Genomic DNA, 13,949 nt, shown 5'->3' with positions numbered 1-13,949 from the left:
GAAACTCATTACTGCCGGCGGCCGCCCGTCACGATGCGTCGACCGTCCGTTCGAACTCCCGGATCGTCTCGTCGCTGCCGGCGACGATCACCTCGTCGCTCGATTCGATCGCGGTGTGTTCGTCGGTGACGATGCAGTCGTCCCGCACGACACCGACGACCGTCCAGCCGCGCTCGGTGTTTCGGCGGACGTCTGCCAGCGAGTCGCCGACGAACGGCTCCGCGTCGGTCCGAACGAGGCGGATCTGGCTCGTCGGGTCCATCACCCGCTCGCCGTGCACTTCGGCCGCGACCAGTCGCGCGGACGCCCGTTGGATGGAGAGGACGTAGTCCGCACCGGCTTTGAACGCCGGCGTCGCCTTCTCGGTATCGGTCACGCGGGCGAGTATCTCGACGTCGTCCGAGAGCGATCGGGCCGTCGCCACGGTCAACAGCGCGGTCGCGTCGTCGTCGACGGTGACGACCAGCGCGTCGGCGTCACCGATATCCGCGTCCCGCAGCGTCCCCGGTTCGCTGACGTCACCGACGACGTCTGGATCCGCCGCCGCGGAGCGGTCGATGGTCGTGACCGAGGTATCGTCCGGGAGCGTATCGGTCGCGGCCGCGCCGCCCTCGCCGACGCCGGCGACGACGATCCGAGACCGCTCCGACGCCCGCGGCGTTCGGACGCCGGACACCTCGCTTGAGACGTCGTCGATCGCCCGTTCGGGACCGGCGACGACCAGGACGGTGTTCGGGGTGAGCCGAACGTCGCCCGGCGGCGACAGGCGGAGGGTCCCGTCGAACCAGCCGCCGACAAGCGTCAGATCCGGGTGGACCGCGATCGGCGACTCGTCGATACGAACGCCGTGGAGCGGACTCTCCCGCCGGACGAGTATCTCGCGGACGGTGATCGCCTCCGCGCCCCCGTCGGCGGCCGCGTCGACCGCGACGGGCGTCGTGGCCTTCTGGGCGAGCCGCCGACCGATGAGCGCGTGCGGTGCGACGCTCCGGTCGACGCCGATCTCTGTGAGCGCCTCGTCGTGGCGCGTTGATTCGGTGAAGCTGATCGTCCGCAGGTCTTCGTTCGCCTCCAGCGCCGTCAGGACGATGCTCGCGGTGCTGTCGCCGGCGTCGGTGATCAGCAGCGACGCGCGCTCGATCATCGCGCGCTCGAGGTCCGATCCGTTCTCGGGATCGCCGTGGATGGCCTGATAGCCGTCGTCCGAGAGCCGCTTGGCCTCGTCCTCGTCGGACTCGAGGAGAACGTATCCCACATCGAGTTCCTCGAGTTCGTCGAGCAGGATATCGGTATCGCGCCGATACTCCGCGACGACGACGTGATCGTCCTTGGCCGTGAGCCGGTCGTCGAGGTTGAGCGGCGTCCGCTCGAACAGCGGGATGACGAGGATGCGAAGGGCGACGAACCCGATCAGGATCCCGGTCACCTGAATCGTTATCATCAGCAGGTTCATCGCGGGGGTCGCCCACGGCGCGCCCGCGCCGAATCCCGTGGTCGTCATCGTCTCGGTGACCGTCTGCAACGAGCGGAAGATCGACTGGGGCCGCCCCTCGAGCCGCCGCATCCCTACGTTGTAGAGCACCGCGTAGAAGACGACGATCGAGACGATACTGACCGCGTAGATGAGCACCAGACGCTGGCGTCGCGTCAAGTCCGACGGATGAAGCCCCTCGATCTGGAGTTCGCGCATGCGACGGTTCCGTCGCAGTAGCGGTTCCGGGGCTCTAAGTGCTCGGTCGGAACTCCCAACCCCCTCTCGTGCGGGCCGCGATCGAGGCCAGCATCGCCGCTCACGCCCTCGTTTATCGCCTCGCGGTCGCTGACCGAACAGTGATACGTCGGCCTTCCCTAGTCCCGCCCATGGCTGAGTTCGGGACGGCCGCGCTGCGATTCATTCAACTGTACGGCCCGCTTGCACTGTTGCTCTTTACCTTCCTCGAGACGTCGATGCTCTTCCCCTTCTTCCCGAGCGAGGTCGTCGTTCCAGCGGCGGCCGCGCTATTGATCGTCGATCCGATCTCGTTCGTCGTCTTCGTCGCGGCGGCGACTCTCGGCGGAACCGTCGGGGCCTACGTCCCCTTCTACGCGTTTCGCGGCCCCGGCTCCCGCGGTCTCGGCCATCTCCGGGAGCGGATCAACGTCTCCGAGGACGCGACCGAACGCGGCCGACAGTGGTTCCGTCGGTGGGGAACGTCGTCGGTCTGTTGGGGCCGGTTCCTGCCAGGACTCCGGTCCGTCGTCTCGATTCCGGCCGGACTCGCCCGAATGTCGCCGGCTCGCTTCGGCCTCTACACGGCCGTCGGCTCCGTTCTGTTCTACGCCGCCGTCGGCGCGGTCGTCTACTACGGCCGCCAACGGTCACTGTTCGCCGCCGCCGGAGCCGCCGCCACCGATCGTCCCGCTCTCACTACAGCCGTCGTGGTCATCGGGCTCGCAGTCGGTCTCCTGTTCGTCGCGCGCCAGCGCCGGACGGAGCGAGGGTACTAGACTCAGGCGTTGGGCTCCCAGTCCGCCACGGCGACCGTCTCGCCCGCCGGAATCCCCTCGCGGTCGTCGTCGACGACTACCCAACCGTCGGCGAGCGCGACGCTCGAGAGCACGCCCGACCCGCTCGCTCGCGTCGGGATCGCCTCGTATCGGGGCTCGTCGGTGCCGAGGTCGTCCGCGTCGCGTGCCTCGAGTCGTACCCGCGCGAACGTCCGGGTCCCGGGTTCGCTCGGAATCTTGCGCTCGAGACGGGCCCGCGTGGTCGGATGAGGATCGGGCGTCGTCCCCTCAAGCCATCGCAGGACGGGCCGGAGGAACTGGACGGCGTTGACGATGCAGGCGACGGGATAGCCCGGCAGCGCGAGGACGGGCGTGTCCTGTACGATCCCGAGGCAGACGGGGTGACCGGGTTTGAGCCCGACACCGTGGACGACCACCTCTCCCAGATCGTCGATCACTTCCGGCAACAGGTCGCGTTCGCCCACCGAGGAACCGCCGGTGGTGACGACGACGTCCTTCGTCAGATCTCGCTGGATCGCCACGCGCAGCGACTCGGGATCGTCCGTGACCACGTCCCGGTAGGTCGCGCGAGCGCCCCAGCGCTCGGCCAGTCGCGAGACCGTCAGCCCGTTGGTCTCGACCACCTCGCCGGGATCCGGATCGCCCGCGACGAGTTCCTCGCCCGTCGGCACGACGCCCACTTTGGGTTGCTGAGCCACCGCGACGCGGCCGTACCCCGCCGATCGCAGGAGTCCCAAATCTGACGGCCGGAGCCGGTGGCCCGCCTCGTAGAGGTGCTGGCCCTCCTCGATGTCCTCGCCGACCGGCGCGACGTTCTCCCCTTCCGCGACCGCGTCCTCGACCTCGAGTTCGCCGACCGACTCGAGTTCGGTCACTCGCTCGATCATGACGACGGCGTCGGCCCCCTCCGGGAGCGCGCTGCCGGTGTGAACCCGTGCGGCCGTCTCGGGCCCGATGCTGTCGGCGGTGGCGTGCTCGCCGTCGGTATCGCCGGCCGGCTCGGCGATCCGCAACACTTCCGGCGAGCGATCGCTCGCTCCGAACGTGTCCGCGGCTTGGACGGCGTAGCCGTCCATCGCCGCCCGCCGGTAGTGGGGCACGTCTCGAGCGGCCGTGACCGGTGCGGCGAGGACGCGGCCGTCCGCGCGGTCGACATCGACGGTCTCGGTCCCGCAGGGTACGTCCGACTCAGCGTCCCCGGTCCCCTCGACTGCCTCCTGCAAAATCCGGCGCGCCTCGTCGACCGGCGTCCGAACCTTGAACCCGGCCTCCGTACGTTCGCGATCGGCACCTTCCATAGGAGAACTCGAGTCGCCGGACGCCAAAAGCGTGGGGGAACCCGCGGCTCGACCGTGCAAATTGAGAGGGCAGCCCGCGGTGGCGCGCGCTGTCGGCCGTCTGAGCGCTAGCGAAGGCGGCCGATGACATTGCGCGAGGGATGAAGCGAATGAACGGAGTGAATGAGCGAATCGGTTGGGGAGGGCGTGGCTCCTCCGTGTTGCCACGATAGCAGGACGCTGCCTTTTCCGGACGATTACGCTGTCCATTCGTCTGTATGGAGTTATCCGCCCAGAGAGAGGACGTGATGGGTGAGAGTGTGCTGCTATCGTGGCAACAGGGAATTTCCTCAGCCTCCACAGCCGATTCGCTCACTGCGTCTGCTCACGGGCGCTCCGCGCCCGTTCGCATGGTATGCGTGGCCGAAGGTCCCGCACTATTCGCTCATCCACTGGAAGACGCTCACGTCTTCCAAGCCTTCACTCACAAAGTTCGCGAAGGCCTCGCACGAGTTCGGATCGCGGTCCGCTGTCCGCTCATCGCGTCCCAGCGCGCGCCACTGCACGGGGGAGGTGGGAGGAGGTAGTCAGTTCGGCATGAGACGTCTCTTTTCCCTCCATCTTTCAGCCGTCATCGAAATGGTCCACGGACCGCTCGCGGGGCGTCGACGGATCGCCGCGACCGCGGGGTTTTTCGTATCGGCGTTCGAACCTGTATCCATGTCAGCGCTCCGCGACGCGTTGCGGGACCTCTCCGAGGACGTCTTCTTCGATCTGCTCGAGAGCGAGGACGCCTACCTGCTCGTACTCGACGTCCCCGGCGTCTCCGCCGAGTCGCTCGACCTCGCGATCGACGACGGTCGCATCTCAATCGACGCCCACCGGGAGAAAGAGCCGGCCGGCGACTACCAGTACGTCGAGGAGAACCGGTCGCTCTTCCTCGACGTCGACCTCCCGCTGCCCGACGACGCGTCCGACGCCGGTGCCGAGGCGACGGTCGACCGGGGCGTCCTCGAGTTGACGCTGCCGAAACGCGGTGCCCACGGGGAGACGACGATCGATATCGTCGACGAGGACGCCTAACCTGGGGTGACCGAGGCTGGTTTCCCTCCGCGCATACAAGCGATTCGTCATCGTCGCCTGGCAGTTCCTCCCGCTCATGCTCGCCTACGCCCGCGACCGGCGGCGGTTCCTCCTGTTCGGCCGCCGCCGCCGGGTCGATCCGGAGACGCACCGCCACCGGGCGGAGGTGCTGCTCGAGTCGCTGTTGACGCTCGGGCCGACGTTCATCAAACTCGGCCAGTTGCTGTCGACCCGTCCCGACGTGCTCCCGCCGGCGTACATCGACGTCCTCGCGTCGCTGCAGGACGACGTGCCGCCGGCACCCTGGCCCGAGGCGAAACGGGTGCTCGAGGACGAACTCGGCCCGGTCGACGAGCGCTTCGCGGAGTTCGACACCGACCCGATCAGCGGCGCGAGTCTAGGGCAGGTCTACCGGGCACGCCTCGATCCCGAGAGCGAGCGGGCGCGGGCCGACGCGGACGGTGAGGTCGGCCCCGATGTCGCGGTGAAGGTCCGCCGTCCGGACATCGAAAACCTCGTTAAAGCCGACCTGCGGGTCATCAGGTGGTCGCTACCGATCCTGCTGTACTTCGTCGACGACGCCCGCTCGTTCTCGCTCGAGAATCTCGCCGAGGAGTTCTCGAAGACGATCCGCGAGGAGATGGACTACGAGCGCGAGGCGGCGATGCTCGCCGAGATCCGGTCGAACTTCGCGGACGACGACAGCCTCCTGATCCCCGACGTGATCGAGAGCCACTCCGGCCCGCGCGTACTCACGATGGAGTACATCGAGGGGACGAAGATAAACGACGTCGCGGAACTCGAGCGCGAGGGGATCGACCGAACCGAGATCGCGGAGAACTTGGAGCGTGCGTACCTGCAGATGATCATCGACGACGGGGTCTTCCACGCCGACCCGCACCCGGGGAACCTCGCGGTCACCGACGAGGGGCGGATCGTCTTCTACGACTTCGGCATGTCGGGGCGGGTCGACCCGTTCGTCCAGGACAAGATCGTCGACTTCTACATCGCCGTCGCCAATCAGGACATCGACGGCATTCTCGACGCGCTCGTCGAGATCGGGACGCTCTCGCCCGACGCGGACCGCGGAGTCATGGCCGAGGTGATGGAGATCGCGATTCAGGACGCCCGCGGCGAGGACGTCGAGCAGTACCGAGTCAACCAGATCATCGGCCAGATCGAGGATTCGATTTACGAGTTCCCCCTTCGGCTGCCGAAGAATCTCGCGCTCGTCCTCCGGGTCGCGACCGTCGTCGAGGGGGTCTGCGTCACGCTCGACGAGGACTTCGACTTCATCTCGGTCGCGACCGACTACCTGACCGAGCAGGGGTATCGCGAGGAATCCATCCGACAGTACATCGACGAGACGGGCCGACAGCTCCGCCGGTCGGGCGAGTCGCTGACGCGGCTCGCGCCCAAGGCGGAACGGGCGCTCGACCGACTCGACCGGGACGACCTCTACGTCCGTATCGGCGTCGAGGACTCGGAACAGGTCTTCGACAAGCTCGCCAAGCGACTGGTCTACGGCATGCTCCTCACGATGTCGCTGTTCTCGATGGGCGTACTGTACGCCCTTGAGGCACCCCGGGCGTCGATCGTCGCGGCGGGCTTCTCGGTGATCGTGCTGATCCAGCTCTACCGATCGTTCCGCTCGCCGACGTCGATCGGCGCGCGCCCGCAGTTCACGCGACAGAACCTGCGCCAGCGCCGCGGCGAGGAGTAGCGACGGCGCGTTCATCGCCGACTGAATATCGGTTCGAACGGAGTATCCATCCCATTACAATGTCCCGTCTGCCGGTTCGGTCGGGTAATGGCGACAGTGCTGCTCGCGAATCCGAACGCTGCGATCGTTACCAGCAACGAGCGACGGTGGATCCTCTGTGGGACACACCGGCGCGAACTCCGGGCGGCGATCGAGCGCGGCGCGGGGTTCGCGGAGATCAAAGCGCTCCACGACTCGCTGCCCGGCGAGGGGACGGTCGTCGTCCTCTCGGAGCGGGCGGACGAACCGACGGTGCGGGCCCACCGCGGGATCACGTCGGCCTACGAGGTGTTCTATTGTCTCGACTCGAGCGGCGAGCCGGTGCTCACCGACCTGTTTCGGAACGCCCTCGCCCGGCTCGAGCCAGCCGATCGGACGGTCCCGGACCGGGCGAAGGCCGATCACCTGCTCTACCGGACGACGCCGATCGACTCCTACGTCGAGCGGATCCACCGCCTCGGCCACGGCGAGACGCTCACCTGGACGCCCGGGGAGACGACGCCCCGAACCGAACTGACGGAGACACTCGCGCCCGAAACCGGACTGTCTCCTGCGAGCGCACACGAGCGGCTGGACGAGGTGCTGTCGGCGGTCTGTGCGCCCATCGCGGACGACTCGTCGCTCATGCTCTCCGGCGGCGTCGACTCGACGGTCCTCGAGCCCTACCTGACAAATCCCACCGAGAGCGTGACCGCGTCGTTCGACACGCCCGAACTGGCGTTCGAACGCGAGTACGCCGACCGCGCCAACGACCTCGTCGAGACCGATCGCGAGGTCGTCGAGATGACCGAGTCGAACTACCTCGAGCGGCTCGAGGCGGCCGTCGACGCGCTGGGGATGCCGCCCCATCAGCTCCAGACGCCGACGTTCGACGGGATCTACCGCGAGTTCGACGGGAGCGAGCGGCTCGTCAGCGGCCAGGGGGCGGACGCCGTCTTCGGCCTCGGCGGCTCGCTCGAGGTCGCGCGCACGGTCTGGCGGACGCGCCACCTCGGCTACGTCCCGCCCGTCGTCGAGAAACTGCAGCGGCACCGGGACGTGCTCGAGGGGCTCCGACGACATCCGTCCGATCCCGACGGACAGGCGCTCCAGTTCGCGGTCTACACGGACGTGCCGTCGGTCGTCGATGCGATCGGTCGCCGGCGGTACGAGCGACGACAGCGCGAGCGCTACGAGTACGCGATGGATCGCGTTCCCGCGGCGACCGGAGACCGGTACGCCCGGCACGTCCACGTCGGGCAGTGGGTCGACTTCTTCTGCGAGGACGCCGTCACCGTCTGGCGGCAGGCCGGCCTCGCGCGGGGGCGCGAGATGTACACGCCGTTCGCCGGCAAGGCCGTCGCCGAACTCGCGCTCGGGCTCTCCTCGCCCGATCGCTACGTCCACGACGGCGAGCCCAAACACGTCCCGAAGCAACTGCTCGGCGAGTGGTACCCCGAGTACGACCGGAGCAAGCCGAAAGGGAACGGGAACTTCCCCGCGGAGCGATTCCTCAGGTCGGGGCCGCTCGAGTCGGTCTTCGACCGCTACGAGGTCCCCGAGTTCGCGCCGGATATCTCGGGTTCGATCGTCGACCGTTCGGCAGGCCTCGCGTGGAACCTCGCCGGCTACGCCGTCTGGCGCGACCGCGTCCTGCGATCGGACGACCTCGAGCCAGTCTCTCACACCCGGACCGTGTCCGTTCCCTCGAGCACGCCCCGGTCCGAAGGTGAGAGGGTGTAACCGCGCCGGAACCGGGGACGGTCGTCTCGGAACCGGCGGAGAACGGCCGAGCAGGCCACCGCAGTTCCCTCGCGTAACGCCGGCGAGTCCGCCCTCCGAGCCTCTTTCCTCCCCGGGCCCGAACGATCGGTATGGACTACGATCGGATCGCCGACCTGTCGGTAGCGATCGACGACGTATCGACCGAGCGCCTGGAACGGAAGACCTCGAGCGAATTCACCCGTGTCACGACGGAACTCTCCCTTTCGGGGCCGGGACCGGACGGCGACGAGACGGCCACGGGACGCGGCGAGGACGTCACCTACGAGACCACGGATCACGACCGACTGGCGGAAACGGGGCTGCCCGATCTGACCGGCGAGTGGACGATCGACTCGTTCTCGGACCGCCTCGAGTCGGTCGATCTCTTCCCGGGCGGTGCGCCCGACCGCGAGGTCTTCCGGAACTACCGGCGCTGGGGCCTCGAGAGCGCCGCGCTGGACCTCGCGCTCCGGCAGGCGGAGACCGATCTCGGGAGCGAACTGGGCCGATCCGCCGATCCCGTCCGGTTCGTCGCCAGTACCAGGCTCGGCGAGCCGCCGACGACCGACCGGCTCGAGTCGTTGCGCGAGCGGGTCCCCACCCTCGAGTTCAAGCTCGATCCGATCCCGGAGTGGGACGACGACCTCGTCGCGGCCATCGGCGAGACGGTCGGGACGGACGCCGTCCGCATCCTCGATCTGAAAGGGCGGTACGAGGGCACCGACGTCGACGTGCCGGCGGATCCCGCCCTGTACGAACGCGTCCTCGAGGCGTTCCCCGAGGCCGTCATCGAGGACCCCGCGCTGACCGACGAGACGCGGCCGCTGTTCGAGGACCCCGCCGTCCGGGAGCGGGTCTCTTGGGACGCCCCGATCCACGGGCTCGCGGACGTCGAAGCGCTGCCCTGGGAGCCCGACTGGCTCAACGTCAAACCCTCTCGGTTCGGCTCGCTCGAGTCGCTGTGCGAGACCCTCGCCTACTGCGAGGAGCGCGACGTTCGGCTCTACGGCGGCGGCCAGTTCGAACTCGGGGTCGGCCGCGGCCAGATTCAGCTGTTGGCGTCGCTTCGCTACCCCGACGGCCCGAACGACGTCGCGCCGCGGGCGTACAACGATCCCGCCGTCGGGGACGGGTTGCCGGAGAGTCCGCTCGAGCCCCCTGCGAACCCCGCGGGCTTTCGCTGGTAACCGACCCGCCGGACACCACCCTCTCGAGGTTGCGATCCGGCGAACCGTATTAGTAGTTGCTACTACGGCTTCTTCACTCGAATTTAACGCGAAACTGGTACGCCCGATTCGGTACGCACGTGTGCATACTGAACACAGACATTCCAGAAAACACTTACCCGAAAGATTGTAATTGTAATTAAATGAAATCTCGAACCTTTCTGGCGATTTCATTCGTCGTTGCGGTTCTCCTCACGGGTGCCATCTTCTATCCTGGAGCACTCACGGAGCCATATAGTGGAGATAGTGAATCCTATTCTATCGCGCATGAATCAACAGAAGCATTCAATGAAACGGCGAGTCAAGAGAATAGTAACACAGAATCAGTCACTTCTATAGAAGAGTTGTCTGAAATACAACAGAAGGCATTCCGAGAGGCAAAAGATCAACCACAAGAAGAAGGAAGATACGGGCCCTCTGGGGAACGAGACTTGGAGATAAGAGTCTGTGATAGCACGCTCATATTCTGTGACGAATATAACGAAGTTCCAAACCCCTCCAGTGATGACAGTAGGTATACCCTTGTAGAAGATTCTAACGGAGAAACGTATATTGTACAGGTAGGTCAGCCTGCAGGAGGTGCAACTTGGGATACCGATGGTCTTGATATGATATTCGAGACCGTGATCAAGCTATTAATTCTTGGTCCATATGCTCTCTTCCTTATTTATCGAGTGTGGACGGTTACCCCACCTGAACCAACAGACACTATGGTAGGATACGGAGCTGTCCTTTTTGCAGCAGTAGTTGCGTATCCGTATCTCCTCATGCTCACAGAGATCTCACTACCATCATGGCACCTTCCAGCCTTCGCAGTAATAACCTGGTCTGTAATAGTTGCTGAGAGATGGCGGAGCCGTACCAAACCCAAATCGAGTCACGCCTCGGATTGACAACGGGAAAATCCTGTGTCAGAGAACGATGCTGCTGTTACATGCTTAGTGTGGCTTCGGTACTACGTACTCCGCCTATATTTACCGCAATTTTCACAAGTTCGTCTGAATAAAGAAATCGGACTACTATCTAGTGGGACGAGACGATCGAAGGCATCCTGCCGCCGGCGTTCAGAAGAAACCCGCGTCCGCTCGCTCTGACTCCGACGTCCCGCTCGAATCAGACGTCGGCCGCTCAGCCGCTCCGACCTGTTCGGCGAGCGCGGCGAGTTCGTCGCCGTCGACGAGCGTTATATTCCGTTTCTCGGTTCGAGCCGCGATCTCCGAGGCGAACCGCCCCGTCGTCACGAGGACCACCGAATCGACGGAGCCGACCGCTACCTGCCGCTCGAGGTCGTCGTACGCCCGAATCTCGTCGGGTCCGACGACCCCGCTCGGCGTCGCTCGTATCGCCTGGATCGCCGCCGTCTCGACATCGGGTTCGTGTCGCGTCGCCTTCACGTCCGTTCCCGGTTCGTCCGCGTGCCACGAGCGCGTACAGTCCCAGCCGACCGCTTCCCAGCAATCCGCGACGAACCGGACGAACTCGTCCTCGGACAGCGATTCGAGCCGTGCGATCAGTTCGGTGGCGTCGGATTCAGCCCCGGTTCCGGGGCTCGCATCGGGGGCCGTTCGCGATCGGCCGGCCCCCGTCGCGTCGTCGCCTCCCCGCGGATCGGCGGTCAGTTCGTCCGCGGGCGTCCCGGAATCGCCGTCGGAGTCGTCGGGAGCCTCGAGGACCGATTGCGGCGTCGGTTTCGCGTCGACGCCCTCGAGCGAGTTGCGATCGACGAGGCGATCGAGTCGCTTGCTCACGGTCGGCACGAAGACGCTGAACTTCGCGTCCCGTCCGCGGCCGGGATCGTCCGCGTCCTGAACGGCATAGAACGCGATGTCGAGTCCCAACCGACGATAGGTCTCGTAGACGGAATCGGCTCCCAACTCCCTGCTCGCGAAGTCGTCAGCGCGGTAGATTATCTGCCGCGTCCGCCATACGAGGACAGCGATGAGCAGGACGGCCGCACCGCCGAGGAGCAGCCACTCCGGCGTCGTTCCCGGGAGCGGTATCTCGAACGCGACGGCGGAGAGTCCGAGAAAGAGCAGCACGAACACGTATCTGGCAGCGCGCATGGGGCGGAGAGCGCCCATCGCTTCGTCCGCCTTCGCGAGCGCGACCGCGAGCTCGTCGTCGCTCGCCGCCTCGAGGAGCGGTTCGCGGAGCCAGAGCAATCGATCGTCACCACGACCGATGACGTAGAGTGCGCCGTCGAGTCGCTCGCTCCGGACGATCATCGGCCGCCCGAGCGATCGGTCGAACCGATCGTAACAGCGCTCGAGGCGTTCCCGTTCGTCGGCCGTCGGCTCTCGCGCCCAGATCACGGTGAACCGGAGGGGAGAGCCCGTCGGCGGGAGCGTCTGTACCGACTGGACGTAGCCGATCCACAGGATAACGCCGCCTCCGTAGCATGCCACCATGACCCACTCCCACGGAATCGGGAGTGCGATGGCCGCGTACGGTGTGAGGACGAACAGTGCGATCCCTCCGACGGCCGCGATCGTCCCGCGCCGCCGGTCGCGCTCGTCGATCTCGAACTCGGGGTTAATTACCGCCTCGACGGCCGGTCGGAACCCGCGGTGAAACGCCGTCACCGCGGCGACGGCCGTGGCCGTCGTGACCGTGACGACCACTGCGATCCACGCCACCGTCCCGACCGGTCCCGACGGAAGTACCGCTCTCAGACCCGGTACCCGGAAGTGAGCGGCGTGGACGGCGAACGCACCGAATACCGAGACCATCGTGAACAGCGACCGACACCCTGTGACCGTCGACTCGAGTCTCGTCTCGAACCAGCCGATTCGCCTGACCCCGATCGCGAGGAGTCGACCGAGACCGAACACCCCACCGATCAGCACGACCGAGAGCACCCCCGCACGAACCAATTCCATCTGTATCTCACCCTATGTCAACCGACGTACCATATTCATTTCGGTAGGTGTTGGGTAATATCTATACTGACAGTCCGCGATCGATAGCAGCGTCACGTTCGGCGCGTCCGATCGTGACCGAGCGGTCGTCGTCGATAGCCAGTTCCGCCGTTTCGTGACGACGTGACACGCCGCGACGGCGTTCCAAACGGTTTATGGCCGTCGGTTGATTACGCCGGGACATGGCGAAACAGCAGACCGAAGTTCGCGAACTCCAGGAGGGAAGCTACGTCATGATCGACGACACGCCGTGTAAGATCAACTCCTACTCGACGGCGAAGCCGGGCAAACACGGCAGTGCCAAGGCTCGCGTCGAGGCCGAGGGCGTCTTCGACGGCAAGAAGCGCTCGCTCTCCCAGCCCGTCGACGCGAAGATCTGGGTCCCAATCATCGAGCGGAAAAACGGACAGGTCGTCTCCGTCGACGGCGACGACATGCAGATCATGGACCTCGAGACCTACGAGACCATCACGATGCGCATCCCCGACGACGTCGATGTCTCCCCCGACGAGAACATCGAATACCTCGAGATGGAAGACCAGCGAAAGATCGTCTGATGTTTCCCGGGGCGACCGACGAACGCGAGGGACCTGACACGCGAGGGCGCGAGTCCGACCGTGGCGGCGCGAACTTCGTGGTCGTCGGTGCGCCCCTGGACGCAACGACGACCTTTCAACCGGGGACTCGCTTCGGTCCCCGTCGGATTCGATCTTTTGCGGAACCGTTCGACGATTACGATCACCGGACGGACCGGTACTTCTCGGAACTGGGCGTCTTCGACCGCGGCGACGTTCGGGCGTGGAACGACGTTTCGGCGTATCTCGAGTATCTGACGAGCGCGCTCCGCGAGGCCGTCTGGAACGACGCCGTTCCCCTGACGCTGGGCGGCGAACACACCGTCTCCCTCGCGGGGGCACGCGCAGTGAAGCCTGACGTGTTCGTCTGCCTCGACGCCCACCTCGATCTGTACGACGAATACGACGGCACCTCGCTCTCTCACGCCGCCGTCACGCGGCGGATCGTCGACGACGTCGAGTCCGTCGAGGAAGCGATCGTTCTCGGCGCTCGTACCGGCAGCGAACCCGAGTGGGAGCGCGCGGCCGACGACGACGTGACCGTCGTCCCGCCCGAAGCCGTGGGAGAGTGGACGCCCGATGATCGGCTCGAGGACCGCGAGGTCTACCTGAGCGTCGACATCGACGCCGCCGACCCCGGCTACGCGCCCGGGACCGGAACGATGGAGCCGTTCGGCCTCGAGCCCCGCGAACTCCGCGACGTCGTCCGAACCGTCGCACCCCACGCGGGCGGGTTCGACGTGGTCGAAGTCAACGACCGCGACGACGGGCAAGCAGCGGCGCTGGCCGCGAAACTGGTTCGGGAGTTCGTCTTCTCACACGCCGACGGGTGACCCGGCGGCTCGTTCTCCGTCGGT

At 66.1% G+C, this 13,949-nt stretch carries 11 protein-coding genes; 8 read left to right on the top strand and 3 right to left on the bottom strand.

Annotated elements, in window-relative coordinates; translation table 11 throughout:
• Positions 1–28: 28 nt before the first annotated feature.
• Positions 29–1,690 carry a potassium channel family protein gene (locus tag LDH66_RS08670; protein WP_226480657.1) on the bottom strand — a complete coding sequence of 554 codons (1,662 nt, stop codon included), beginning with the start codon at positions 1,688–1,690 and terminating at the stop codon, positions 29–31.
• Between the two features lie 170 nt (positions 1,691–1,860).
• Between LDH66_RS08670 and LDH66_RS08665 the strand changes: the two genes are divergently transcribed.
• Positions 1,861–2,487, top strand: a complete 627-nt coding sequence (locus tag LDH66_RS08665) for a DedA family protein (protein ID WP_226480656.1) — start codon at positions 1,861–1,863, stop codon at positions 2,485–2,487.
• A 2-nt stretch (positions 2,488–2,489) separates the two neighbouring features.
• Here LDH66_RS08665 and LDH66_RS08660 read toward each other — a convergent pair whose 3' ends face one another.
• The gene (locus tag LDH66_RS08660) at positions 2,490–3,806 is read right to left on the bottom strand and encodes a molybdopterin molybdotransferase MoeA (protein WP_226480655.1); all 1,317 of its coding nucleotides are present in this window, start codon (positions 3,804–3,806) and stop codon (positions 2,490–2,492) included.
• A gap of 699 nt (positions 3,807–4,505) precedes the next feature.
• Between LDH66_RS08660 and LDH66_RS08655 the strand changes: the two genes are divergently transcribed.
• The 5 genes from LDH66_RS08655 (at position 4,506) to LDH66_RS08635 (ending at position 10,492) form a co-directional block, all read left to right on the top strand.
• Positions 4,506–4,868, top strand: a complete 363-nt coding sequence (locus LDH66_RS08655) for an Hsp20/alpha crystallin family protein (protein ID WP_226480654.1) — start codon at positions 4,506–4,508, stop codon at positions 4,866–4,868.
• Positions 4,869–4,944: 76 nt separating this feature from the next.
• Positions 4,945–6,591: an ABC1 kinase family protein gene (locus tag LDH66_RS08650; protein WP_226480653.1), complete on the top strand. Its 1,647-nt coding sequence runs from the start codon at positions 4,945–4,947 to the stop codon at positions 6,589–6,591.
• Between the two features lie 87 nt (positions 6,592–6,678).
• Positions 6,679–8,352 carry an asparagine synthase-related protein gene (locus LDH66_RS08645; RefSeq protein ID WP_226480652.1) on the top strand — a complete coding sequence of 558 codons (1,674 nt, stop codon included), beginning with the start codon at positions 6,679–6,681 and terminating at the stop codon, positions 8,350–8,352.
• 131 nt (positions 8,353–8,483) lie between these two features.
• On the top strand, positions 8,484–9,560 hold the full coding sequence (locus LDH66_RS08640) for an enolase-like domain-containing protein (RefSeq protein WP_226480651.1): 1,077 nt from the start codon (positions 8,484–8,486) through the stop codon (positions 9,558–9,560).
• Positions 9,561–9,742: 182 nt separating this feature from the next.
• Positions 9,743–10,492: a hypothetical protein gene (locus LDH66_RS08635; protein WP_226480650.1), complete on the top strand. Its 750-nt coding sequence runs from the start codon at positions 9,743–9,745 to the stop codon at positions 10,490–10,492.
• 171 nt (positions 10,493–10,663) lie between these two features.
• Here the strand turns inward: LDH66_RS08635 and LDH66_RS08630 are convergent, their stop codons facing one another.
• Complete coding sequence (locus LDH66_RS08630) at positions 10,664–12,478, bottom strand: restriction endonuclease (RefSeq protein ID WP_226480649.1); 1,815 nt, start codon at positions 12,476–12,478, stop codon at positions 10,664–10,666.
• Positions 12,479–12,699: 221 nt separating this feature from the next.
• Here LDH66_RS08630 and LDH66_RS08625 point away from each other — a divergent pair, with 221 nt between their 5' ends.
• The gene (locus tag LDH66_RS08625) at positions 12,700–13,074 is read left to right on the top strand and encodes a translation initiation factor IF-5A (protein ID WP_226480648.1); all 375 of its coding nucleotides are present in this window, start codon (positions 12,700–12,702) and stop codon (positions 13,072–13,074) included.
• On the top strand, positions 13,074–13,925 hold the full coding sequence (speB, locus tag LDH66_RS08620; protein WP_226480647.1) for an agmatinase: 852 nt from the start codon (positions 13,074–13,076) through the stop codon (positions 13,923–13,925). The genes LDH66_RS08625 and speB overlap by 1 nt, the downstream gene beginning before the upstream one ends.
• Positions 13,926–13,949 lie beyond the last annotated feature (24 nt).

Source organism: Natrinema amylolyticum, from assembly GCF_020515625.1.
GTDB classification, from domain to species: Archaea; Halobacteriota; Halobacteria; order Halobacteriales; family Natrialbaceae; genus Natrinema; species Natrinema amylolyticum.
This window is presented reverse-complemented; position numbering and strand designations above follow the sequence as displayed.